At 35.1% G+C, this 23,989-nt stretch carries 23 protein-coding genes; 14 read left to right on the top strand and 9 right to left on the bottom strand.

Annotation, left to right across the window (positions count from 1 at the left end; genetic code table 11):
* Positions 1-159 precede the first annotated feature (159 nt).
* The 7 genes from D2K60_RS10375 (at position 160) to D2K60_RS10345 (ending at position 10,108) form a co-directional block, all read left to right on the top strand.
* On the top strand, positions 160-1,476 hold the full coding sequence (locus tag D2K60_RS10375) for an ABC transporter substrate-binding protein (protein WP_117169929.1): 1,317 nt from the start codon (positions 160-162) through the stop codon (positions 1,474-1,476).
* Between the two features lie 87 nt (positions 1,477-1,563).
* Entirely contained in the window at positions 1,564-2,436 is an 873-nt protein-coding gene (locus tag D2K60_RS10370; RefSeq protein ID WP_117169928.1) for a carbohydrate ABC transporter permease, read from the top strand.
* Positions 2,433-3,260: a carbohydrate ABC transporter permease gene (locus tag D2K60_RS10365; protein WP_117169927.1), complete on the top strand. Its 828-nt coding sequence runs from the start codon at positions 2,433-2,435 to the stop codon at positions 3,258-3,260. Before D2K60_RS10370 ends, D2K60_RS10365 begins: the two co-directional genes overlap by 4 nt.
* Before the next feature lie 65 nt (positions 3,261-3,325).
* On the top strand, positions 3,326-5,536 hold the full coding sequence (locus D2K60_RS10360; protein WP_117169926.1) for an alpha-galactosidase: 2,211 nt from the start codon (positions 3,326-3,328) through the stop codon (positions 5,534-5,536).
* A 32-nt stretch (positions 5,537-5,568) separates the two neighbouring features.
* Positions 5,569-8,688 (top strand): beta-galactosidase, LacZ type, encoded by a 3,120-nt coding sequence (lacZ, locus tag D2K60_RS10355; protein WP_117169925.1) that lies wholly within the window; start codon positions 5,569-5,571, stop codon positions 8,686-8,688.
* 171 nt (positions 8,689-8,859) lie between these two features.
* Positions 8,860-9,648 carry a hypothetical protein gene (locus D2K60_RS10350; RefSeq protein WP_117169924.1) on the top strand — a complete coding sequence of 263 codons (789 nt, stop codon included), beginning with the start codon at positions 8,860-8,862 and terminating at the stop codon, positions 9,646-9,648.
* A gap of 1 nt (position 9,649) precedes the next feature.
* Positions 9,650-10,108, top strand: a complete 459-nt coding sequence (locus tag D2K60_RS10345; protein ID WP_117169923.1) for a hypothetical protein — start codon at positions 9,650-9,652, stop codon at positions 10,106-10,108.
* Between the two features lie 56 nt (positions 10,109-10,164).
* On the opposite strand, the gene D2K60_RS10340 is transcribed toward D2K60_RS10345, so the two are convergent.
* The 3 genes from D2K60_RS10340 to D2K60_RS10330 are packed head-to-tail and all read right to left on the bottom strand — an operon-like array spanning position 10,165 to position 12,608.
* Positions 10,165-10,938, bottom strand: coding sequence for an ABC transporter permease (locus D2K60_RS10340; RefSeq protein WP_117169922.1), 774 nt, complete (start codon positions 10,936-10,938; stop codon positions 10,165-10,167).
* Positions 10,939-10,941: 3 nt separating this feature from the next.
* Complete coding sequence (locus tag D2K60_RS10335) at positions 10,942-11,673, bottom strand: ABC transporter ATP-binding protein (protein ID WP_117169921.1); 732 nt, start codon at positions 11,671-11,673, stop codon at positions 10,942-10,944.
* Complete coding sequence (locus D2K60_RS10330) at positions 11,670-12,608, bottom strand: ABC transporter substrate-binding protein (RefSeq protein WP_162880749.1); 939 nt, start codon at positions 12,606-12,608, stop codon at positions 11,670-11,672. Before D2K60_RS10330 ends, D2K60_RS10335 begins: the two co-directional genes overlap by 4 nt.
* Before the next feature lie 237 nt (positions 12,609-12,845).
* On the opposite strand from D2K60_RS10330, the gene D2K60_RS10325 reads away from it, so the two are divergent.
* The gene (locus D2K60_RS10325) at positions 12,846-13,775 is read left to right on the top strand and encodes a prenyltransferase (protein WP_162880748.1); all 930 of its coding nucleotides are present in this window, start codon (positions 12,846-12,848) and stop codon (positions 13,773-13,775) included.
* Between the two features lie 50 nt (positions 13,776-13,825).
* On the opposite strand, the gene metA is transcribed toward D2K60_RS10325, so the two are convergent.
* From metA to D2K60_RS10300, 5 genes are all read right to left on the bottom strand, one after another.
* Positions 13,826-14,734 (bottom strand): homoserine O-acetyltransferase MetA, encoded by a 909-nt coding sequence (metA, locus tag D2K60_RS10320; RefSeq protein WP_117169918.1) that lies wholly within the window; start codon positions 14,732-14,734, stop codon positions 13,826-13,828.
* A gap of 136 nt (positions 14,735-14,870) precedes the next feature.
* The gene (locus D2K60_RS10315) at positions 14,871-15,008 is read right to left on the bottom strand and encodes a YvrJ family protein (RefSeq protein ID WP_117169917.1); all 138 of its coding nucleotides are present in this window, start codon (positions 15,006-15,008) and stop codon (positions 14,871-14,873) included.
* Positions 15,009-15,073: 65 nt separating this feature from the next.
* Positions 15,074-15,286 carry a DUF2922 domain-containing protein gene (locus D2K60_RS10310; RefSeq protein WP_117169916.1) on the bottom strand — a complete coding sequence of 71 codons (213 nt, stop codon included), beginning with the start codon at positions 15,284-15,286 and terminating at the stop codon, positions 15,074-15,076.
* Between the two features lie 32 nt (positions 15,287-15,318).
* Positions 15,319-15,540, bottom strand: a complete 222-nt coding sequence (locus tag D2K60_RS10305) for a DUF1659 domain-containing protein (protein ID WP_117169915.1) — start codon at positions 15,538-15,540, stop codon at positions 15,319-15,321.
* A gap of 182 nt (positions 15,541-15,722) precedes the next feature.
* Positions 15,723-15,902, bottom strand: coding sequence for a YjzC family protein (locus D2K60_RS10300; RefSeq protein ID WP_117169914.1), 180 nt, complete (start codon positions 15,900-15,902; stop codon positions 15,723-15,725).
* Positions 15,903-16,044: 142 nt separating this feature from the next.
* Between D2K60_RS10300 and D2K60_RS10295 the strand changes: the two genes are divergently transcribed.
* The 3 genes from D2K60_RS10295 to D2K60_RS10285 all read left to right on the top strand — a co-directional run bounded on the left by D2K60_RS10295 (position 16,045) and on the right by D2K60_RS10285 (position 19,788).
* The gene (locus tag D2K60_RS10295) at positions 16,045-17,007 is read left to right on the top strand and encodes a LacI family DNA-binding transcriptional regulator (RefSeq protein ID WP_117169913.1); all 963 of its coding nucleotides are present in this window, start codon (positions 16,045-16,047) and stop codon (positions 17,005-17,007) included.
* Positions 17,008-17,062: 55 nt separating this feature from the next.
* A complete protein-coding gene (locus D2K60_RS10290; protein ID WP_117169912.1) occupies positions 17,063-17,848 on the top strand; it encodes a Cof-type HAD-IIB family hydrolase in 786 nt (261 codons plus the stop codon).
* Positions 17,849-18,012: 164 nt separating this feature from the next.
* Positions 18,013-19,788: a BCCT family transporter gene (locus D2K60_RS10285; RefSeq protein WP_117169911.1), complete on the top strand. Its 1,776-nt coding sequence runs from the start codon at positions 18,013-18,015 to the stop codon at positions 19,786-19,788.
* Positions 19,789-19,970: 182 nt separating this feature from the next.
* Here the strand turns inward: D2K60_RS10285 and D2K60_RS20650 are convergent, their stop codons facing one another.
* Positions 19,971-20,141, bottom strand: a complete 171-nt coding sequence (locus D2K60_RS20650; protein WP_162880747.1) for a hypothetical protein — start codon at positions 20,139-20,141, stop codon at positions 19,971-19,973.
* 471 nt (positions 20,142-20,612) lie between these two features.
* Here D2K60_RS20650 and D2K60_RS10280 point away from each other — a divergent pair, with 471 nt between their 5' ends.
* The 3 genes from D2K60_RS10280 to D2K60_RS10270 all read left to right on the top strand — a co-directional run bounded on the left by D2K60_RS10280 (position 20,613) and on the right by D2K60_RS10270 (position 23,920).
* Positions 20,613-21,821: an NAD(P)/FAD-dependent oxidoreductase gene (locus tag D2K60_RS10280; protein ID WP_117169910.1), complete on the top strand. Its 1,209-nt coding sequence runs from the start codon at positions 20,613-20,615 to the stop codon at positions 21,819-21,821.
* 329 nt (positions 21,822-22,150) lie between these two features.
* Positions 22,151-22,870 carry a YebC/PmpR family DNA-binding transcriptional regulator gene (locus D2K60_RS10275; protein ID WP_117169909.1) on the top strand — a complete coding sequence of 240 codons (720 nt, stop codon included), beginning with the start codon at positions 22,151-22,153 and terminating at the stop codon, positions 22,868-22,870.
* A gap of 108 nt (positions 22,871-22,978) precedes the next feature.
* The gene (locus D2K60_RS10270) at positions 22,979-23,920 is read left to right on the top strand and encodes an aldo/keto reductase (protein ID WP_117169908.1); all 942 of its coding nucleotides are present in this window, start codon (positions 22,979-22,981) and stop codon (positions 23,918-23,920) included.
* Positions 23,921-23,989: the final 69 nt, after the last annotated feature.

Here is a 23,989-nt window from a genome sequence, read left to right as displayed (position 1 = left end):
AATTTCTAAAGAAAGTACAACTGGTAATATGCTGCGTAATCTAATTACGTAAATTATTACAAGCAGATGTCTAAAGATCGTTCTAACGATCTTTTTTTTTTCGAGTTATACTAAGAATGTAGCGTAAGATAACGCTTACAAATAAGGGGAGGGTTACTTATGAAAAAGGTATTTTTATATTTATTTGCACTGGTTAGTGTATTGATTTTAGCGGCTTGTGGTGGAGATGATACTTCAGATGAGTCAACAGAAGGAACAGATGATACAGCAACTGAAGAGACGGATGGTGGAACACAAGAAATATCAGTTTGGGCTTGGGATCCTAACTTCAATATTGCTGCATTAGAACTTGCAGATGCGGCATATGATGGGGAGACAGAAATAGAGTTAGAGATCATTGAAAACGCGCAAGATGATTTAATTCAACGTTTAAACACAGGGCTAAGCTCAGGAACGACGCAAGGAATGCCTAACATTGTTTTAATTGAAGATTATCGCGCACAAAGTTTTTTACAATCATATCCAGAAGCTTTTTATCCATTAACGGATTACATTAATACAGATGATTTTGCGGCTTATAAAACAGAAACAACAAGCTTTGATGGTGAACAATATGGTTTGCCGTTTGATTCAGGTGTAGCTGGTTTTTATGTACGTACAGATTACCTTGAAGAAGCAGGATACACTGTTGAAGATGTAACAAATATTACATGGTCCGAATATGTAGAAATTGGTAAAGAAGTGAAAGAAGCAACAGGGAAAGACATGATTACATTAGATCCAAACGATTTTGGTTTAATACGGACAATGATTCAAACAGCAGGTACGTGGTATTTTGAAGAGGATGGTTCGACACCTAATTTAGCAGATAATGCGGCATTAGCAGAATCATTTGAAATTTACAAAGAAATGATGGAAGCAAATATTGTGAAAATGAACTCAGACTGGAGTCAGTTTGTTGGAGCATTTAATAGTGGAGATGTTGCAAGTGTACCTACAGGAAATTGGATCACACCAAGCGTAAAAGCAGAAGAATCACAAGCCGGTAATTGGGCAGTTGTTCCAGTACCACGTTTAGAAGTAGAAGGAAGTGTGAACGCTTCAAACTTAGGTGGTAGTTCATGGTATGTATTGAATACGGATGGTAAAGAAGCAGCGGCTGAATTTATGGCAAATACATTTGGTTCAAACGAAGCATTTTATGAAGAATTAGTAACAGAAATTGGTGCTATTGGTACGTATATTCCTGGTCTTCAAGGAGAAGCATTTAAATCTGAAGATGAGTTCTTTAATGGTCAACCAATTATATCTGATTTTACGGAGTGGACAGAAGAAATTCCAGCTGTCAATTACGGTATGCACACCTATGCAATTGATGATATTTTAATCAACGAAATGCAAAACTATTTAAATGGTGCAGAGTTATCAGAAGTGTTGAACAATGCACAATCACAAGCTGAAACGCAATTAAGATAAAAATAGAGAAATTGATCGTGAGATGCGCTCGGTAATCAAGACGATCGTATCTCATGTTCTTATTTTAATCGAAGGGAGTATAGTGGTATGAAACAACTCTTTAAAAAGAATAATATTGGTTGGATCTTTATCATAATATCTGTTATTGCCATTGCACTGTTTTATTTTTACCCAATGATCGACGCATTATTTTTATCGTTTCAATCAGGTATGGGGGCAACCTTAACCTTTACAGGATTAGATAACTGGAAACGACTATTTAATGACCCGACTTTTATTGCGGCATTAATAAATACGGTTACCTATTTAATTGTTCAAGTACCAGTCATGATTCTATTAGCACTGTTGTTTTCCTCTTTGTTAAATGATCAGACATTAAAATTTAGAGGTTTTTTTAGAACAGCAATATTTTTACCAGCAGTAACATCACTAGTTGCCTATTCTGTTATTTTTAAATATATGTTCAGCGGTGATGGAATTGCGAATCAATTTTTAATGAATCTATCGATTGTTTCAGATCCGATAAATTTCCTATCTGACCCCTTTTGGGCAAAGATCACTATTATATTAGCGATCACATGGCGTTGGACGGGTTACAATATGATATTCTACCTATCTGCTTTACAAAATATTGATAGATCAATTTATGAAGCAGCAAAAATTGATGGTGCGTCGTCTTTACAACAATTTTTAAAGATAACGATACCGATGTTAAAACCGATCATTTTATTTACAACAATTACATCAACAATTGGAACGCTTCAGATCTTTGATGAAGTTGTTAATATTACCGGTGGTGGACCGGGTAATTCTACTATATCTATTTCGCAATACATTTTTGATTTATCGTTTAAATACACACCTGATTTTGGATATGCTGCGACTGTAGCGTATGTCATTGTTATTCTAGTAGTAATTTTATCTACGCTTCAATTTAGATTGGCAGGTGACAAAAAATGAAAAAAATAAAAAGAATTTCGGTCTATACATTTTTGTCGATTGCTACGATCATTTCCATTTATCCATTCTTTTGGATGATTGTTAGTATGACAAATAAATCGGTTGATGTCACACAAGGTAGACAGCTTCCAGGTACACATTTGATTGAAAATTTAAAAAATCTATTTGAACAAGTAGATATTGTCACAGCCCTAACTAATTCAGCAATTATTGCAGTTGCTTCGACATTTTTGACATTGCTTCTTGCATCATTAGCAGGCTATGGCTTTGAAATGTATAAGAGTAAAGGAAAAGATATTGTCTTCAATATATTATTGATCTCGATGATGATCCCGTTTGCAGCAATAATGGTGCCATTGTATCGTCTATTTGGACGGATTTCACAAACAGCACCAATAATTGGAATTGATACACTAGCGGCAGCCTTTTTACCAACAATTACGACCGCGTTCTTCATCTTCTTCTTTAGACAAAATACAAAAATGTTTCCAAAAGATTTAATTGAGGCAGGAAGAATTGATGGATTAAGTGAACTTGGAATCTTTTTCCGAATATACGTACCAACTATGAAAACGACTTATGCAGCGGCTGCTATTATTGCCTTTATGAATAGTTGGAATAACTTCCTATGGCCATTAGTAGTCTTACAATCACCAGGGAATCAAACGATCCCATTGTTAATTTCTAATCTTGGTTCAAGTTATTCACCTGATTACGGTATGATCATGTCGGCAATTACGATTGCAACGCTACCTACAGCTATTGTGTTCTTCTTTATGCAAAAGCACTTTGTAGCCGGTATGATGGGATCTGTTAAAGGATAGTTAGCACGCAAAAAGCAAATTCAGGCTTGCTTTTTGCGTAAAATTAATAGAGTTGGAGGTTTATTATGCCTATTTTATTTAATGAAAAAACAAAAGAATTCCATCTTCAGTCAAGTAAAGTTAGTTATATTCTAAAAGTGCTTGAAAATAATCAATTAAGCCATGTGTATTTCGGTAAACACCTTAACCATCAGGACGACTTTACGCATTTATTTCATGCCATTCAAAGAAATAATACGTCTTACATCAATGATACAAGTGAGCCTTTGTCACTTGATTTGATCAAGCAAGAATATCCGGCTTATGGAACGACAGATTTTCGTGAACCTGCACATCAAATTTTACAGGAAGATGGTAGTCGGATTACCAACTTTGAATACGTCAATAATAAGATTTATAAAGGGAAACGCGGATTGGAGGGGTTACCTGCTACATATGTGGAATCAGAAGATGAAGCAACGACGTTAGAAATTACGTTATATGATCGTGTGATTGAAACAGAGCTGATTTTATCGTATACCATTTTTGAAACGTATCATGCGCTTACGAGATCAGCACGTTTTGTTAATCGCGGTTCAGCCGATGCGAATCTTTTACGTGCGCTTAGTGCAAGTTTTGATTTAAATGATAGTGAATATGAAATGGTCCATTTATCTGGTTCATGGGCACGTGAACGTCACGTGAAAAAACGTCCCCTTCAAGCTGGATTACAAAGTATTGCAAGTACGAGGGGAACAAGTAGTGCCCAACAAAATCCGTTTATTGCATTAAAACGTCCAGAAACGACAGAGAATGTAGGTGAAGTCTATGGCATGAGTTTAGTTTATAGTGGTAATTTTCTGGCCCAGGTTGAAGTTGATCATTATGATGTCACACGTGTCATGATGGGGATTAATCCATTTGATTTTAATTGGTTATTAGAAGCTGGCGGTTCATTTCAAACACCAGAAGTCGTGATGGTTTATTCTGATAAAGGGTTGAATGGTATGAGTCAAATTTATCATCAACTCTATCAAAATCGCCTTGCACGAGGGAAGTGGCGAGATCAAGAGCGTCCAGTTTTGATAAATAACTGGGAAGGAACGTATTTCGATTTTAACGAAACCAAAATTTTAGAAATGGCAAAAGAAGCAAAGCAACTAGGTGTTGAGTTATTTGTGCTTGATGATGGTTGGTTTGGAAAACGCAATGATGATACGACATCATTAGGTGATTGGTTTGTTGATCGTGATAAATTACCAAATGGTATCGCGCATTTAGCAAACGAAATTCGTGATTTGGGTCTTGACTTCGGTTTGTGGTTCGAACCCGAGATGGTTTCACCAATTAGTCAACTCTATATAGAACATCCAGATTGGATCATCCATGTAGCTGACCGCGATCGTTCGCAAGGGCGTAATCAATATGTGCTAGATTTCTCAAGAGAAGAGGTTGTAGATCATATTTTCGAAGTGATGGCTGCGGTCTTAAAAGATGCACCGATTTCATATGTGAAATGGGATATGAACCGATACATGACAGAAATAGGTTCGGTAACTTTACCACCTGAACGTCAACAAGAGTTACCACATCGCTATATTCTAGGGGTATATCAATTATACGAACGTTTAATCACAGCATTTCCTACTATATTATTTGAATCGTGTTCAAGTGGTGGATGTCGATTTGATCCTGGCATGCTTTATTATGCGCCACAAGCTTGGACGAGTGATAATACAGATGCCGTCGAGCGCTTGATGATTCAGTATGGTACCTCAATGGTTTATCCGATTTCATCGATGGGTGCTCATGTATCTGCGGTACCGAATCATCAAGTGAATCGAATAACTAGTATGGATATGCGTGCTGCTGTTGCTTATTTTGGCATGTTTGGTTATGAGTTAGATGTAACAACCATGTCTGACGCCGATAAGGAAAAGGTTTCAGAACAGGTCCGCTTTTATCAGGAAAACCGTAAGTTAATCCAGACAGGCCGTTTTTATAGGTTACTAAGTCCATTTGAAGGCGATCAGAATAATGCGAGTTGGATGGTTGTCTCAGAAGATAAACAAGAAGCACTTGTCGGCTATTATCAAATTTTATCACGTCCAAATCCAGTAGGAAGACGCATTCGATTGACAGGACTAGACCCAGAACAACGGTATCAGATTGATGGAATCGACGGCTATTTCTATGGTGATCAATTGTTACAAGCAGGAATTGAAATTGACCGCTATCGTACGACTGGTGAACATGGTGATTTTACTTCTGAACTATTTAAATTAACACGCGTATAGTAATAAAATTTTTAAAGTTAGGATGATTAATGATGACAAAAAGATTAGAGAAATTCATATATAGTCCACCAGAAAATGGTTATCCTGAATGGAATAATAATCCTGATATTTTTCAGCTTAATCGTCGAGAAGCGCATGCAACATTGATGTCCTATCCTACAAAAGAGGAAGCTTTAGTAGGTGATTGTACTACTTCAAAAAATTATCAATCATTAAATGGCATGTGGCAATTTGCATATTGCGATGAACCAACCAGTCGTATAACAGACTTTTACCGCCAGGATTTTGACCATAGTAAATGGGATCAAATAAAAGTGCCGAGTCATTGGCAACTGCAAGGGTACGATTATCCACAATATACAAATACAACGTATCCTTGGGTAGAAAAGGAAGATATTAAAGCGCCATTTGCACCGACAAATTATAATCCAGTAGGTCAATATGTACGGACTTTTACTGTACCAGTGGATTGGAAAGACCAGCCGATTTATTTGAATTTCCAAGGCGTTGAGTCTGCGTTTTATCTTTGGGTAAATGGTGACTTTGTTGGATATAGTGAGGATACGTTTACACCAGCTGAATTTGATTTAACACCCTATCTGATTGATGGTGAAAACAAGTTAGCGGTTGAAGTGTATCGGTGGAGTGATGCAAGTTGGTTGGAGGATCAAGATTTTTGGCGGTTAAGCGGGATTTTTCGTGATGTTTACATCTATAAAATGCCGACTATGCATATCGATGATTTCTTTGTGAATACGCATTTGGATGATAAATATCAAGATGCTGATTTGGTTATAGATGCGAAAGTAATCGACTATTTTAAATCAATGCAGTCGGTTGATTTTGAGGCGATGCTTTATGATCAGATGGGTAAGCCCGTATTAGATGACCCCTTGTTGACAGATGTGCATTTTCAGAACGATGATGTAGTTCGACCTACACTTAAAACGATGATTAAAAATCCGAACAAATGGAGTGCAGAAAGTCCTTATTTGTACACATTAGTACTGAGCTTATATGATCAAAGTGGGCAATTACTTGAAGCGAAAAGCAGTAAAGTCGGTTTTAGGAAATTTGAATTGAAGGATAATTTGATGAAAATAAATGGCAAGCGGATTGTTTTTAAAGGAACAAATCGCCATGAATTTGCATCTGATAAGGGTCGCGCTGTTACGTATGATGATATGGTTGCTGATATTAAGTTGATGAAAAAATTTAATATTAACGCGGTACGTACATCACACTATCCGAATAATCCATTATGGTATGAGTTATGTGATCAATATGGACTTTATGTTATTGATGAAACGAATTTAGAGACGCATGGCACATGGGTTTACGGTCAAGAAGGATTAGCTGAAACCGTACCTGGTAGTCGTCCTGAATGGACCGAAAATGTGTTAGATCGCTGTAAGTCAATGTTCGAACGTGATAAAAACCATCCATCAATTGTTATCTGGTCATTAGGTAATGAATCGTTTGGCGGTGATAACTTCTTGAAAATGCATGATTATTTTAAGAAGAATGACCCATCGCGTCTTGTCCATTATGAAGGTGTATTCCATTATCGTGAATCAGAAGCGGCTTCAGACATAGAAAGTACCATGTATGTTTCACCAGAAGGTATTGAGCAATATGCTAAAGTAGCGGAAGATGGCACAAAGCCATATATTTTATGTGAGTACAGTCATGCGATGGGTAACTCCTTAGGTGATTTTCATAAGTATACAGAACTATTTGATACGTACCCAATTTTACAAGGTGGATTTATTTGGGATTGGAAGGATCAATCCTTATTAACAGAAACAGCAGACGGGACTCCTTATCTTGCGTATGGAGGAGCTTTTGGTGAATCGCCACACGATGGTAACTTCGCAGGAAATGGTTTGATTTTTGGCGATGGTACAATCAGCCCGAAAATCCATGAAGTAAAGCGTTGTTATCAACAAGTAGACTTCAGTTCGATTAACCTTGAAAAAAGACAGTTTAACCTAAGTAATAAATTTCTATTTACTAATGTTAGTGATTATTTAGTAGAATGGTTAGTTACGAAGAATGGTGAAGTAGAGCAAACGGGTGAAATAACAATTGATTGTGAGCCAGGGGAGTCAACAGATTTTACCCTTGATTATGCATTACCCCATGTGTTTGATGACCAAGTTGAATATATAGTAACACTTAGTCTGAAAGAGCGTGTTGAACGTTTATGGTGTGAACCTGGACATGAAATCGCCTTTGGTCAATTTATTTTACCGATAAAACAAGCTGAATTACAAGAAGTAAAAGCGGTGATAGGAGCAGTTGAAATCCAGGTTAAAAGTGATTTGCTTGTTGTTTCAGGGGATGATTTCTCGGTAGGATTTGATCAGGTAACAGGTATACTTACTTCCTATCAGGTTAATGACAAAGAGCTACTTAAAGAAGGATTAGTACCAAACTTCTGGCGTGCGATGACTGATAATGATCGTGGAAATCAGTTGGATCAGCGTAGTGCAATCTGGCGTAGTGTTGGTGAGACACGAGAATTAACAGCTTTTACTTATCAGGCAAATAAAGATCGTATTATTGTTAAGACAGTGTATCAGTTGCCTACAGCTAATAATTCAAAATTAGAACTTGTCTATACAGTAAGCGGTTTAGGTGAGGTCAAAATTGATTATATTTTTGAACCAGGTGAAGGGTTACCGGAAATCCCGGAAATAGGTATGAAGTTAACGATGCCAGTCGAATTTGATCAATTAAGTTGGTATGGTAAAGGCCCGCAAGAATCTTATTGGGATAAACAAAAGGGTGCTAAAATTGGTCGTTACCAAGGGAAAGTAGCCGATCAGTATGTGCCATATTTGAAACCACAAGAGTGTGGGAATAAGGTAGGCGTGAGATCTGGAAAGGTTTATCGGGCTGATGGCATTGGTCTAGAAGTTAGTGGACAACCAACAGTTGAGTTAAGCGTACTACCGTATACAGCAAAACAATTAGAAGAAAGTAACTATGGATTTGAATTACCAAAGTCGGACCAGACTGTTGTACGTATTAACCTCCGCCAAATGGGAGTTGGTGGTGATGATAGTTGGGGTCAAAAAACACACAAAGATGTAACCTTGTTCGCTAATCAATTTTATAGATATTCTTTTACCTTAAAAGGTAACTAAGAAAAACACATTAAGGACTCTAAATAGAAAACTCGTCAAATAGATTTTATTTGACGGGTTTTTAAGCGTTTTAGCGCAAAAAATAAGTAATTCTAATAATTAGAATGAAAAGAATCTAATTAGGGAAGCTAATAGTAAAATATCTGGAAATATATATAAGGGGTCTCTATTATGAATAACTATTCGAACGATAACTCAGCTAGACGTTATACAGCACATGTTAGTATTCTAGGTACAACACAGGTTCATTTAAGGAATCCCTATATTATTGGATGGTGGAGTGCAGCTTTTCCTGGTTTTGGACATTTACTTCTATCCAAATACCTACGTGGTTTTGTTTTATTTACTTGGGAAGTTGTGGTGAACATAAATGCTAATTTAAATGTAGCGATGGTCTATTCGTTTCAAGGTGAGATAGCTTTGGCTAAAGAAGTTTTAGATACAAGATGGTTATTAATTTATATCCCTGTTTATCTTTTTGCGATTTGGGATAGCTATCGAACTACGATCGATTTGAATAAAATCTATCTTTTAGCAGAGCGAGAACAACATCGCTTTAATTCATTTAGTATGGGTGCGCTTGAAATTAATTATCTTGATAAAAGAAATCCATTGATGGCTGTGATGTGGTCACTATTTGTCCCAGGATTAGGGCAACTTTATATACATAGAATCGTTGGTGCATTTTTTGTTATTGTTTGGGTTGTTATTTTCACCTATTATTCACATGCACTTGAGGCGATATCTCTCTTGTTTTTAGGAGAAATAGAAGGATCAACAGCTGTATTAAAACCTGAATGGTTATTATTTTTACCCTCAGCCTATGGATTTTCCGTTTTCGATTCCTATATCAACACAGTAGAAAATAATAAGCTTTTTGATAAGGAACAGCGTAATTTTTTAAGTGAACGGTATCAATCGACTACGTTCCATATACTAAAAGGAAAAGTGAGTGAATAGCATGCAATTTTTTTCAACTTTTGAAAATACTGTCTATTTAGAAATGGCACTCTCTATCCTTGAGAAGGAGGGAATTATCCAAGAGAGAATATTTGCAGTTCCATTAGATAATCGCAAAGAGAAACGGAAGGTATTTGATACGATTCATCGCTCAGATGGGACCTCAATGATAGATATAGGGTTTGCACTTGCAACAGCATTTGCAGTAATTGGCGCTAGCATTGGATTCAAATTGGCTTGGGGTCCTATATTTTGGGGATTAATAGGTGCATTTTCGGGCTTTATCTTAGGGCTTTTGATACGTGTCTTTACAGAAGTATTTCTAAAAAAGAAGAGAAGACTGTTAAAAGGAAAACATGGAGAAGTTATTATTATAGTTGATTGCGAAGAAAAGGATGAAGACTTAGTAGAATCGATACTTTGGAATCATTATGCGTTAGGGATAGCGAAAGTGAAATGATATTATTTATTACCAAGCACCATTTTTATTTTATAGAACTTGATAATAAATCTAATTTAATATGGTTTATTCTCGAATTTTTCTAGTAAAACCCACTTGCATAGCTTTGCTTCAATTAAATCAATTCCTCTAAAAACTAATAATCCAAGAAAACTGATTGCTATTATGCCAGCAAACATTTCAACATAATCCACCCGTATCCAGCTATCCATTATAAAATAACCAATGCCATATGTGGTTGCATAATTCTCAGCAAAGAATAAGACTGAAATACTTGTTCCAACACTTATGCGTAGTGCTGTAAATAACTTGGGTAAAACTGCTGGTAAAACGAGATGCAGATATACTTGCTGTTTATTTGCACCTAAAGATATGATGGAATAAAATAACTCTTTACTTAATCCTTTAATACTATCACGAGTTGTCAAAAGTATTTGAAATAGAATAATAATCGAAATCAAAACAATCTTTGACGTATTACCAAGACCAAATAAAATCATGAAAACTGGTAAAAATGCTATCTTTGGTAACGGATATAGTAAATATATAATCGGAGCAAAAAAAAGGTCGAACTTTTCATGTAATCCTAAATAAAGTCCGAGTGATCCACCAACTAAAACAGCAATAATAATGGAAACAGAGATACGTAATAAGCTCATCCCCACATGTAATAATAGATCCTCACGCAATAGTTGAAAGAATGTAAAAATAGTTTCAAATGGATTTGGAATGATAGTTGATTCAATTAATAAGTGAAAAAAATACCAACAAATTATTATGAAAACACTTGCGTAAATTGTTTTATATCTTAGTGCAATTGATCTTATCATTTTTTAAAACACATCCATTTGATTTCTTACTTCTACACAAGTTTGATGAAAATCACTCGTATTTCGAAATGCGTGATCTCCAACATAATTATTATCAATGATTTTCTTTATGTTACCAGTTTTTGCGTCCATTATGACGATTTTATTACCTAAAAAGACTGCTTCTTCAATACTATGCGTCACGATAATTATAGTCATTTTCTTTTGACTATTAAGATCCACTACAACATCTTGTAATTCCTCGCGTGCAATTGCATCGAGAGAAGAGAAGGGTTCATCCATTAATAATAAATCAGGATTAATTGCTAACGCACGAGCAATCGCAACCCGTTGACGCTGACCACCGCTTAATTGAACGGGGTACTTATCACGTTGATCATAAATATGAAGATCTTTTAAAATAGCATTTGTTTTCTTTTCAATTATTATCTTATTTTCTCCGCGAATTTTTAATCCTAGGGCCGTATTTTGCCAAACAGTCTTCCAAGGCATTAAACCATATGTTTGTAAAATAACACCTGTTTGATTTCTATGATTTTCCACGAGATTGTTATTGATTAAGATAGAACCACTTGCAGGCTTTAAAATAGCTGCTATTCCATACAATAAGGTGCTTTTTCCACAACCAGACGGCCCAATGATAGCACAAGTTTGATGTGCATCAATCTGCAAATTGATTTTGTTTAAAATCGTGTTATCACCATATTTCATAACAAGATTCTTAATTTTAATCATGATTCGAGATACGCTTTTGTAACCATATTTGTGTAGTCTAATTCAACTTCAATTTCCTGCACTTGTTCAACCCAATTAATAATTTTATTCAGATAATCTTCACTTGGTACTCGTGCTTTATGGTAAGTTGGTATTGTAATCAAATCCTTACTTGCTGGGTCCAATTCAATTACTTTGATTAAAACATCTCGTGCTAATGATTCATCTTTTTCAATTGCTTCAACAGCTTTATTATAGCCCTTGATAAATCGTTCGATTGCTACACTTTTTTCTTCTAATGCTTTTGTTGTAAATACCATCGCTTCAGGTGTGAATCCATCATCGTCGGTAATAGAAATATGTTTTGTTAAACCGTTTAATTCACCCATCGAGGCAATTGGTTCAGGAAAAAAGCCGATATCTAATTGGCCTGATTTGAGCATTTCTAATCGAGCAGGAATCTCAGCAATATAAACTTTTTCTACATTATATTCAGTTGTTACATAATGATCGGCTAGATAATTAGATACACTTACCTCCATAAGCCCAAGCTTTTTTGTTTCTGCAGACTCAAAATTATCTCCAGTTAAAAATGAAAAGCTCCCATCGGTGCTTGTAACAATTTTAGTCTCGAATCCATTGTGCTGGTTATTCACGAAAGCAATTAAATCTGTCATAGTGCCATCTAATGCATTACTTTGCAAAGCACTCTGTCGATTGTTTGCGTTTGTATAAATGGTGGATTCTAAGTTTAATCCAAGGTCTTTAAAATAACCTTCTTGTTCTGCCAATAAAATTGGTGCAGAATCAACTGCGGGCATTAAACCAATCGATAATTCTACCATCTCTGGTTCTCCATTTGAAGTTGCATCCGATGTTGTACTTCCAGCAGTAGAACAAGAAGTTAAAATAAGTAAGTAGAATAAAAACAAGCTAAAACGTTTAAAGAATTGCATTATTAGTCCCCCTAATTTAAGTTGTCTATATGTAAAAACAGTTAGTAGTTTAATTGTAATAGGAAAAAAACAGTAAAACAATGTGAAAATTTGAACATTAAAAGAAGATAGTGTGAACATTTTATGTACAAAAGTGTTTAATATAGTGCATAAAATTATCTATATGATCTTGACAACTAGTAAACTAAGTGAAAAGATTAACAAAGTTAAAGTTAGCTGAAAATGGAGATGAACAATTTGCAGTACAAAATGGTGTTACAGGATCTTCCTAAACTATCAAAACAAACAGTTTATGATCTCTTTAAAGCGACTAGACCTTTATCTTTAACCTTAGCCCTTTATTCTACGACTATTGGAATGGTTATCGCATATCATGATGGCTATTTGTTTGGGGCCTCATACCTGTGGTTGGATTTACTGAAGATATTACTAGTTACGGTAGCGGGTTTATTTGTTCAAACAGGAGCGAATTTAATTAATGATTATTTTGAGTGTGAATATAAATATCGTCCACAAAGCATGAAAAAGTATCGTTTTTTAGGAAAAAAAAGAACGGTCTTTGATATTATTATTTTCTTAATTGGTATGGCATGTTTTGGTGCAACAGGATTAATTGGCTTAATATTACTAGTACTAACATCAAAAGAGTTATTTGTTGTAGGTATACTTGGAATAATTGGTAGTTATGCCTATACAGGAGAGCCAATCGTTTACAAAAAAAGAGGATTAGGAACGCTGTTATCATTTGTTTTAATGGGGCCATTAATGGTTTATGGCGCGTATGTAGTTTTTTCGGAATCTTTTTCTTGGTCTCCAATTATTTTAAGTTTACCGGTCAGTTTATTGATTCCGGCATTGATGTTAAGTAATGAATTACGCGATTTTGACCGCGACAAACAACTGGGTATAAAGACAATGACAGTACGTTTAGGTTTCTTATTTGGAAGAAATCTTTATGTAGGCTTATTATTGTCATGTTATATCTTAGTTATCATATTTGTAGTATTAAGCTATTTGCCGATTTATTCATTGTTTGTATTTGCTACGGTACCACTAGCTTTAAATAGTTACCAACTAATTGCTCTTAATCAGAAGTCGTTAGTACCCGAAACAAATAAACTACATCTGACATTTGGTTTGATCCTCATCTTGACAATCTTACTATAGGGATAATCTAGAAAACAAAACTACCGTGCTGATTAGTCACGGTAGTCATTTCATTTCCATGTATAAGGTGTTTCTTGATAAACGTAGTAATTAAGCCAGTTCGAAAAAATTAGATAAGCTTCTGAACGCCAACGGTTTAAAGGAGCTTTATCTGGATTGTTTTCTGGGTAATATCCAGTAGGCATATGAACGTCTAATCCCTTGTTCGTATCACGAAGATATTCGTCAGCAAGCGTAATAGCATCATATTCAATATGTCCAGTGATCATAATATGTTTCTCATCTTTTGAAACAATTAAGAAAGGTCCTGCATCATTTGATGTATCCAATGCGACTAACTCCGGATGACTATCAATTTTAGCTAAATCAATATCTGTGTTTCGCGAGTGTGGAGCTAAAAATTCGTCATTAATACCTCGAACTAATTTAGAAGTAGGAACAACCAATTCATGTGAGAAGATCCCACTTAGTTTATTTGGACGTTTTTCTTTCTTAATTCCATAATGATGATAAAGTGCTGCTTGTGCACCCCAACAGATATGCAAAACAGAAGTAACGTTCTTTTTAGACCATTCCATAATGTCGGTTAATTCACCCCAATAGCGAACCTGTTCAAATTCTAAGTGCTCTATTGGAGCACCAGTAATGATCAGACCGTCATATCGGTTATTTTTTACATCATTAAATGTTTTGTAAAACTGTTTTAAATGTGATTTGTGCACATTTTTTGACTCATAGCTAGCTGTATGAATAAAATCAACACGTACTTGTAGTGGTGAATTACTCAATAAACGTAATAATTGCGTCTCTGTTTTTTCTTTTTCGGGCATTAGATTTAATATGAGTATGTTCATCGGTCTTATATCTTGTGTCGTTGCTCGCTCAGAATCCATCAAAAAGATATTCTCTTTTTCTAATATCTGTCTTGCTGGTAACTGTTTAGGTACATTAATTGGCATATCTCTTTTACCCCCCTGCATGGTACTTCCATTATTATAGCGAGGTTAACATAGATGAGCAACTGGTATCGATAAAAAAACTAAAAATTTAGAAAGCTATCTGCCTTTCTTATGACAGATAGCTGATTCATTATCGTTATTTTAAATTTGCTGGTAAGGATAGGATGGATTCGATTAGTGTGTTTAATTTCCCTTCAATGCGATGTAATAAGTAAAACGTAACCGCAATAGGAAAACCAACTTCTGTTAGAATGGATACCCATGTTTCCTGCATATAAGTTAACTCCTTTCATCAAAAAAGGGAGCAATAATCTGCTCCCCCAAATGCATTAGTCTACTTTATAATGTGATTTCTTCTACATTACGTTCAACAATACGTGCACTTTTTTTACTAGTAAGTTCTCCACCAGCTGAGTAAAAAGCTTGTTGGGCGATTATACTATCCATTGCAGTGTTGATTGCAACAGGATCTGCAGGTTCAATTGGATTATCTAGTGTAACTGTTACTGTTTTATCTTCTTCATTTCCAAATTTTAATTCAAGTGTCTTCATGAGTTGACCTCCTTTCCTTTAGTCATTCACTGTTACTCAGCGGTAATAAGTTCTGTGTCATTACGTTTCACCATGTGTAACGTTAATGTTTGTAATGCTACGAGCGCTTGCGCAATGCTGAGTAATTGATCTGCTGTTGCGACTGTTTTGATGTTATTAAATGTTTTTGTTTTAATCGCGATATTACCATCTTCATCAAAACCATCTTCAAACAATAACTGTAACCTAGAATCAATTTTTTCTGATGCAGCCATCTGTATCACCTCCTGTCATCCATATAATCGAGATAATGATGACAAAAGTGTGTAAGCTTGGATTTATTTCATAAAGCATTTTTGAAGGCTGTTTTTATTAGGGGAAATCATAAAGGAAAGTTTAAGAGAGTAGCTGTTTATAAAAACAAAAGCAAGCCACTATAGGCTTGCTTCATTTCTGATTATGGTTTGCGTTTTGGCATCCATTTCCTATCTTTGTTAGAAGTTTCGGGGAAAGATTGTCCAGCTTCTAATCTAACTGATTTAGGGTCTGCTACCATACTGCCAGTTTCACCGATTTCAACATAAATGCCATTGTTTGGTGCTTTTTGACCAGGATTAAATTGGTGGTTTTGTCCCATGTGAAAACACCTCCTTTTTAATAGGCTACCCTTAAACAGAAATAATTAATGCGAAATCTTATTGACCTGAAACGCGTTTCATAAAGTATGCTAAACTGTGTTAAAATATTCGTATTAGAGTAGTGTGAAAAAGGTGATTTAAATGACGAATATTAGAGATATTGCTAAAATGGCGAAGGTTTCTGTTACAACTGTTTCGCGGGTTTTAAATCAGCATCCTTATGTAAGCAAGGAAAAACGTGAAGCTGTATTGAACGCTGTAAAAATCAGTAATTATCATAAAAATATTAATGCGGTCCATTTAAGTATGGGCAAGACCTTTTTGATTGGTGTTGTATTGCCTTATTCAGACCACCCTTATTTTGGTATGTTATTAAAAGGGATTGCAAATCAAGCTTTAGAGAATAATTATAAATTAGTACTAATTCAAACAAGTTATCAAAAAAGTATGGAAAAAGAAGCACTTATCATGTTAGAACAAAAGCAAATTGATGGATTAATTATTTGTTCAAGAATTAGTGAATGGGACACAATTAAAGCGTATCTTGTTCACGGACCAATCGTTTTAGCGGAAAAGCCTAGTGAAAAACAAATTTCTGCTACATATATTGATCATTATCAGTCTTTTTATCAAGCGATTGACTATCTCTTTGTCAATGGACATCGTCAAATAGGTTATTGCATTAATCGAAAAACAGGAGTTAGCAGTGAACAGCGTGAGAGAGCCTATCAAACATTTTTAGACCGAAATGCGCTACTGTATAACAGCGCATATATTTTTGAGGGTTGTTTGAACTTTGAAGACGGTGAGAAAGTTGTCCAACAAATCAAAACAATGAAAAACCCACCTTCTGCCTTGGTTGTAACAAATGATCAAGTTGCGGCTGGAATTGTGATATGCTGTCAAAACGAGGGGATAATGGTACCAGAGGATCTAGCTATTATTGGGTTTGATAATCAACCAATAGCAAAATACCTTGGAATAACAACAATGGAAATTCCATTACTTGATATGGGGAGGAATCTATTTTTGCAAGCAATTGATATGAATGCAATATCACAGCAAAAAGTTGCAGTCTATTTAATCGAAAGAAGTACAGTGTAATAAGTAAAAGTAGATAAATCAGACAAAATTTTAAATAGATAAAAGGAGAACTAATATGACCGAGAAAAGTGTAATATTTTTTGATATAGATGGGACTTTGTTAGATCATGATAAAAAGTTACCAGACTCAGCAAAGAAAGCTGTATTTGAATTGAAAAAACAGGGGCATATTGTAGCTATTGCAACAGGACGTGCACCATTTATGTATGCTGATTTACGCGCGGAATTAGAAATTGATACATACGTTAGTTTTAATGGACAATATGTTGTTGTCAATGGTGAGGTTGTTTACGGTAATCCATTAGACATACCTTCATTGGTTGAACTAACAGCAGTGGGTTTAACCAATGCGCATCCAATCGTATTTATGGATGAGCTGGATATGAAAGCCAATGTGCCAACACATAAACATATAATAGAAAGTATAGATACCTTGAAAATTGATCATTTTCCGACACATGATCCAAATTATTATAAAGATCGTAACATCTATCAATCCTTGTTTTTTTGTGCAGAGGGAGAAGAGGAACAATATCGAGAAAAATTTCCGGCATTTGATTTTGTAAGGTGGCATCCAGTTTCAGTTGATGTTTTGCCAAAAGGTGGTTCAAAAGCAAACGGTATAAAACAGGCAATGAAAGCGATAGGTATTGCAAAAGAGAATCAATATGCGTTTGGAGACGGACTCAATGATTTAGAGATGCTCTCGACAATAACAAATAGCGTTGCAATGGGAAATGCGAAAGAGGAAGTGAAAGCTGTTTCTAAGTATGTAACGAAAGATGTCGATCAAGATGGAATTGTTTATGGCTTACAGTTAGTAGGATTGTTAGAAAAATAATTTAAAAGATAGAGGCTTCTTTTAGAATTGGTTATTCTATTAGAAAGTCTTTTTTTTGTTAATGTATCACATGTTTGCATACTTTGAAATTAGGGAAAACTACTTAAATGTAAAAAAATACAGAAAAAGAGGGGGAACTGTGGAAAGTTACACAGTGAAAAAATATGAATAAGAAATATGAGAATTCACAGACAGAGAAAATATCAGAAGTATTTATAATATCTGCAGTGTTAGTCCTTGCCTTTGTTTTATGGGGAGCAATATCTCCAAGTTCATTAAACAATGCGGCAGGTCATGCACTAGGATGGATGATTAATACATTTGGTTGGTTTTACATGTTAGTCACGGCATTTTTTGTTTTATTTGTAATTGTACTTGCAATAAGTCCTTATGGTAAATTGCGTTTAGGAAAGCCGGATGATCGACCAGAGTTTACTTGGTTTTCATGGATTGGCATGTTATTTGCTGCAGGTATTGGTGTTGGATTTGTATTTTGGGGTGTAGCAGAACCGGTATTATATTATTTAGATCCCCCACTAGGTTATGAATCAGCATCACGTGAATCAGCTTTAGCAGGACTACGTTATGGTAGCTATCACTGGGCCTTGCATCCATGGGCAATCTTCTCGATTGTCGGATTAACACTAGCTTATGTACAGTATCGGAAAGATCAGCCAGCATTAATCAGTTCAGCTTTTTATCCATTACTTGGGGATAAGATTCATGGTTGGTCAGGGAAAACAATCGATATCTTAGCGGTTATTGCAACTTCAACAGGTGTTGCAACAACATTTGGTTTGAGTGCACTGCAGATAAGTGGCGGTTTATCTCATTTAACAGATTTACCGAATAATGCGTATGTTCAATTAACCATTATTGCGATTGTTACCGTATTATTTTTAATTTCTGCAGCAAAGGGAGTAAATAAGGGAATAAAAATCTTAAGTAATATCAATATAGTTGTTGCTGGATTATTATTATTATTTGTTATCATTGTTGGCCCTACTGTTTTTATTGCTGAAAGTTTTGTAACGACTTTGGGTGGCTACATTACAAATATCATCCCTATGAGTTTAACTTTGACACCATTTTCAGAAAGTGAATGGCTTGGAACGAATACGATTTTCTTTTGGGCATGGCATATTTCATGGGCACCTTTTATGGGCTTGTTTATTGCTAGGATTTCACGCGGACGAACAATAAGAGAATTTATGACTGGAGTCTTAATTATACCTGCCTTTTTAGCTATTGTCTGGTTTAGTACATTTGGAGGGACTGCGTTAAATATTGAAATGAATGGAAATGGTGGTATTGCAGCACTTGTCACAGGTGAAGTAGAACTTGCTTTATTTGCAACACTTGCAGAACTACCATTAAGTGCAATCACGAGTGTATTAGCTTTGCTACTTATCTTGATATTTTTCATTACATCAGCAGATTCAGCATCATTTGTTTTGGGTGCAATGACTTCTCGAGGTAGTTTAAATCCTAAGATGTCAATCAAATTAGTGTGGGGTTTATTAATTGCAGGAACTGCGAGTGTTTTATTACTTAGTGGTGATGGAGGATTAGCTGCACTTCAAACTGCTTCGATTATAACAGCATTACCATTTGCAATTATAATGGTTTTTATGATTATTTCAATATTAATTATGTTTACCAAGGATTTAAAAATACAGAAAGATCGTCGTAGGGAAAAACTTACCGAAAGTGTGAAAGATGAATTTCGTGAAGAATTTCTTGAAGACGTAAAAAGTGAACTATATGTTGAAATGAAGGAAGAATTATATGATGAAGTAAAAGATAAAATGTACGATGGTTTTAAAGAGGAAATATATGACGAGATGAAAGATAAAGTTTATGATGATCTAAAAGAAGACATTATCCAACAGATAGAAGAAGAGCAAGTACAAGTAGAAAAAGATGAAACAAAAGATTGAGGCTGTAACATAACGAAATCACCTTATATTAAATAACCGAACCGTAATAGAATTAACATCTATTACGGTTCGGTTATTTTTATTGCTTTATTTACTAATATGCCAGGCAAGCATATGTGAAATAGTATCTATTTTAACGTCATGTTCTAGCTGTAAACTACTTAGATTTAAATTTATGATGCCTATGAATTCTTTTGGCTCTTTCCTGCAAAAAATGCGGCGCTTAAAAGGAATACTAATCCTAAACCAACGCCAACTATCATTGAATAGTCAAAAACATTATTTAGTGCTAATCCGCCTGCAATTGATGAAACAAAAAGCATAATAAAAGCTACCGAATAGTTCTTTTTCATATAAATACACTCCTTTTCCATTGTTATATCTCTTTTAAGAATACTACCTTTTGGCGCTCCGTGCATGCATGGTTGAACGCAATTGGCAATGATTTGTTTATTGGAACTGTAACTTTTGGTTACGCAATATGGACAATCGTACGCTTAGTTACAAGAAGTAAGAAAGGAAAGTGTGCAGGTTATAATTAAAAAACAGCTGTAATAGTAAGTGTAAAATTGAAACTAATGATTAAACAGTATATTCTGAAAACATAAACAAGTAATAAGTTTGTTACTTATGACACATTTGGTTAGACGTTTATGCAGCTATTTGTTAGAATAACATAGAAGGTGCTTTTTCGAACGACAGGGGATGGAAGCATTTGGTGGACAGAATGTTTAAGCTGCTAATAATGTATACATAGCGACTTATAGACAAATAATTAAATATTACTGTGCATCATTTCATTACAAATAAGGGGTTGAATGGAAATGAGTAAACCAAAAATCGTCCTACTTGGCGCAGGTTATGCCGGTATGATGACAACAAAACGTCTCATGCAAAATTTATCAATAGATGATGCAGAGATCGTATTAGTCAATAAACATAACTATCACTATCAAACAACTTGGTTACACGAAGTTGCAGCTGGAACAATTGATCCAAATCGTGCGCGTGTTATGATTTCTGACGTGATTAATCCGAATCGCGTTACAATCGTAGAGGATACGGTAGAGAAAATTTTGCCGGATCAAAAGAAAGTCGCATTAAAAAACAGTGAGTTAGACTATGATTATCTTGTAGTTGGCTTAGGTTTTGAAAAAGCAACATTTGGTATTCCAGGTATGGCAGAGCATGCTTTATCGATCCAAAGTATTGATAAGAGTCGCTACATTCGTGACCATATTGAATATCAATTCTCAAGTTACCATAATGCCGAGAATCCTAAAGATGAATTATTAACATTTATCGTAGGTGGAAGTGGCTTTACTGGTATTGAATTTGTTGGTGAATTAGCAGAGAAAATACCTGAATTATGTAAGAAATATGATGTCGATCGTAATAAAGTTCGCATCGTTAATATTGAGGCTGCGCCAACAATTTTACCAGGTTTTGATGAAGACCTAGTGAAATATGCACGTCGTTCTTTAGAAGATCGCGGTGTGGAGTTTAAATTAGGAACAATGATTAAAGAGTGTAAAGCTGACGGTGTTATTGTTGGTGACGAAAAAGAAGAAATTAAAGCAAGCACGATTGTTTGGACAGGTGGCGTTCAAGCTAACGCTATCTTAGGTGAATCAGGTTTTGAATTAACAAAAGGTAAAGTAAATGTTGATTCTGATTTACGTGCACCAGGTTATGAAGATGTCTTCATCCTAGGTGATTGTGCATGGGTTATGAACAAAGAATCAGGTCGTCCATACCCGCCAACAGCACAAATTGCTATTCAAGAGGCAGATGTTTGTGCAGCAAATATTAGTGCACTAATAAAAGGAAATACATTAAAAGAGTTTACATTTGACAATAAAGGAACAGTTGCATCATTAGGTGGACGTCATGCAATGGGAACAATTTTTGAAGGTAAAAAATTGTATGGTTTATCAGCTAAAATGATGAAACATGTCATTGATGACCGCTACTTGTTTATGCTTGGTGGAGCAGGACTTGTATTGAAAAAAGGTAAATTTAAACCATTTTAAAACATAAAACAGATCAACGTTAAGTTAAGTATGTCGATTTTTTTCATCAATTGAAGGAGGGAATCCGTTCATGAAGAACACGTTGCTTGTCACATTATTTACATTACTAACAACTGTGGTGTATGTCGTATTTTCACGACAGAAAGAAAGTGAAAGAGAATTTCATTAAGTTAAGTAAAAACCAGTCTAATCTAGGCTGGTTTTTTTATGTATGATTTTAGAAAGTTTACATATTATTAGCTGTAAAGACTTAACATATGGCAAAAATAAGGTATAATTATTGTGATGTAAGAAACATAGAAGTGTAACCGGAAAGTGAGAGGAACTGTATGGGAAGAAAATGGAATAATATTAAAGAAAAGAAAGCTTCAAAAGATGCTAATACAAGTAGAGTTTATGCAAAGTTTGGTCGTGAGATTTATGTTGCCGCACGTCTTGGTGACCCAGATCCAGAGACAAATCAAGCGTTGAAAATTGTCTTAGAACGTGCGAAGACATATAGTGTACCAAAACAAATTATTGACCGAGCAATTGAAAAGGCTAAAGGGGGAGAAGAAGAAAGTTATACAGAGCTACGTTATGAAGGGTTTGGACCTAGTGGTTCCATGCTTATTGTTGATACATTAACAAATAACGTAAATAGAACTGCAGCAGACGTTCGTGCAGCTTTTAATAAAAATAGCGGTAACATGGGCGTCAATGGTTCTGTGGCATATATGTTTGATGCGACTGCCGTTATAGGTTTTGAAGGTAAAAGCGCTGATGATGTACTAGAATTATTAATGGATGCCGATATTGATATTCGTGATGTTTTAGAAGAAGATAATGCAGTTATTATTTATGCAGAACCAGATCAGTTTCGTGCAGTGCAAGATCGATTAAAAGAAGAGGGGATTACGGAATTTAAGGTTGCAGAATTAACGATGCTAGCCCAGAATGATGTAGCTCTTTCAGAAGAAGACAATATGCATGTAGAGAAGTTAATCGAAGCACTAGATGAGTTAGAAGATGTGCGTCAAGTTTATCATAATGTTGATTTACCAGAATAACTGATCTTCGGCTCAGTTATTTTTTTTGAATATGTTTAATCAAATGATCTAAAGGGTAAAATTTAGGAGAGTGATTAGCTAGACAAATCAAAGGGAGATGTTTCATTTATGACAGTAAGAACACAACTTGGAAATTCAGATTTATATATTAATCCAATTGGTTTAGGAACAAATGCAGTTGGAGGACATAATCTTTATCCTAATTTAGATGAGGAAGTAGGAAAAGATTTAGTTCGGACAGCAATTAAAAATGATATTAACTTTTTAGATACGGCATTTATATATGGTCCTGAACGTTCAGAGGAATTGGTCGGCCAAGTAGTTAAAGAATTAGGAAATCGTGAAGATGTCGTTATCGCTACAAAGGGTGCACATAAATTTAATGGTGATGATGTTGTTATCGACAACTCACCAGCCTTTTTAACAAAAGCTGTAGAAGCCAGCCTTACAAGGTTGCAGACAGATTATATTGATTTATATTACATTCATTTTCCTGACGAAGATACGCCAAAGGATGAAGCTGTTGGTGCTTTACAAGAATTAAAAGATGTAGGGAAAATTAGAGCAATAGGTGTCTCAAATTTCTCTATTGATCAATTAAAAGAGGCAAACAAAAATGGCCTGATAGATGTATATCAAGGTGAATATAATTTACTTAACCGCGAGGCAGAGAATGAAATATTACCATACTGCAAAGAGAATAATATTTCATTCATTCCATATTTCCCATTAGCTTCAGGCTTATTAGCAGGTAAATATACAAAAGACATGACATTCGATGATTTACGTAAAGATATGCCACATTTTCAAGGCAGACAATTTGAGCATAACTTGGATAAGGTTGAACAAATTAGAGAAATTGCCGATGATAAAGGTGTAGATGTTCCACACATCGTGTTAGCATGGTATCTAACTCAACCAGCAATTAACGCGCTTATTCCAGGAGCGAAAAATCCAGATCAAGTTATTAATAATTTAAAAACATTAGATGTAACATTAACAGAGCATGATATTGAACGAATAGATGGGATTTTTAAGAAACAAGCATAAAATGAATGTGTTGAAGAGCTTGACCTCAAACGTGGAGGTCAAGTTTTTTTGATTTTATATGCTGAATCG

It is taken from the genome of Paraliobacillus sediminis, assembly GCF_003426055.1.
This window is presented reverse-complemented; position numbering and strand designations above follow the sequence as displayed.

What these genes read in the sequence shown, in the direction of transcription:
- D2K60_RS10375 (WP_117169929.1), top strand. Translation starts at nt 160, where the DNA reads ATGAAAAAGGTATTTTTATATTTATTTGCACTGGTTAGTGTATTGATT.
- D2K60_RS10370 (WP_117169928.1), top strand. Translation starts at nt 1,564, where the DNA reads ATGAAACAACTCTTTAAAAAGAATAATATTGGTTGGATCTTTATCATA.
- D2K60_RS10365 (WP_117169927.1), top strand. Translation starts at nt 2,433, where the DNA reads ATGAAAAAAATAAAAAGAATTTCGGTCTATACATTTTTGTCGATTGCT.
- D2K60_RS10360 (WP_117169926.1), top strand. Translation starts at nt 3,326, where the DNA reads ATGCCTATTTTATTTAATGAAAAAACAAAAGAATTCCATCTTCAGTCA.
- lacZ (WP_117169925.1), top strand. Translation starts at nt 5,569, where the DNA reads ATGACAAAAAGATTAGAGAAATTCATATATAGTCCACCAGAAAATGGT.
- D2K60_RS10350 (WP_117169924.1), top strand. Translation starts at nt 8,860, where the DNA reads ATGAATAACTATTCGAACGATAACTCAGCTAGACGTTATACAGCACAT.
- D2K60_RS10345 (WP_117169923.1), top strand. Translation starts at nt 9,650, where the DNA reads ATGCAATTTTTTTCAACTTTTGAAAATACTGTCTATTTAGAAATGGCA.
- D2K60_RS10340 (WP_117169922.1), bottom strand. Translation starts at nt 10,938, where the DNA reads ATGATAAGATCAATTGCACTAAGATATAAAACAATTTACGCAAGTGTT.
- D2K60_RS10335 (WP_117169921.1), bottom strand. Translation starts at nt 11,673, where the DNA reads ATGATTAAAATTAAGAATCTTGTTATGAAATATGGTGATAACACGATT.
- D2K60_RS10330 (WP_162880749.1), bottom strand. Translation starts at nt 12,608, where the DNA reads ATGCAATTCTTTAAACGTTTTAGCTTGTTTTTATTCTACTTACTTATT.
- metA (WP_117169918.1), bottom strand. Translation starts at nt 14,734, where the DNA reads ATGCCAATTAATGTACCTAAACAGTTACCAGCAAGACAGATATTAGAA.
- D2K60_RS10315 (WP_117169917.1), bottom strand. Translation starts at nt 15,008, where the DNA reads ATGCAGGAAACATGGGTATCCATTCTAACAGAAGTTGGTTTTCCTATT.
- D2K60_RS10310 (WP_117169916.1), bottom strand. Translation starts at nt 15,286, where the DNA reads ATGAAGACACTTGAATTAAAATTTGGAAATGAAGAAGATAAAACAGTA.
- D2K60_RS10305 (WP_117169915.1), bottom strand. Translation starts at nt 15,540, where the DNA reads ATGGCTGCATCAGAAAAAATTGATTCTAGGTTACAGTTATTGTTTGAA.
- D2K60_RS10300 (WP_117169914.1), bottom strand. Translation starts at nt 15,902, where the DNA reads ATGGGACAAAACCACCAATTTAATCCTGGTCAAAAAGCACCAAACAAT.
- D2K60_RS10295 (WP_117169913.1), top strand. Translation starts at nt 16,045, where the DNA reads ATGACGAATATTAGAGATATTGCTAAAATGGCGAAGGTTTCTGTTACA.
- D2K60_RS10290 (WP_117169912.1), top strand. Translation starts at nt 17,063, where the DNA reads ATGACCGAGAAAAGTGTAATATTTTTTGATATAGATGGGACTTTGTTA.
- D2K60_RS10285 (WP_117169911.1), top strand. Translation starts at nt 18,013, where the DNA reads ATGAATAAGAAATATGAGAATTCACAGACAGAGAAAATATCAGAAGTA.
- D2K60_RS20650 (WP_162880747.1), bottom strand. Translation starts at nt 20,141, where the DNA reads ATGAAAAAGAACTATTCGGTAGCTTTTATTATGCTTTTTGTTTCATCA.
- D2K60_RS10280 (WP_117169910.1), top strand. Translation starts at nt 20,613, where the DNA reads ATGAGTAAACCAAAAATCGTCCTACTTGGCGCAGGTTATGCCGGTATG.
- D2K60_RS10275 (WP_117169909.1), top strand. Translation starts at nt 22,151, where the DNA reads ATGGGAAGAAAATGGAATAATATTAAAGAAAAGAAAGCTTCAAAAGAT.
- D2K60_RS10270 (WP_117169908.1), top strand. Translation starts at nt 22,979, where the DNA reads ATGACAGTAAGAACACAACTTGGAAATTCAGATTTATATATTAATCCA.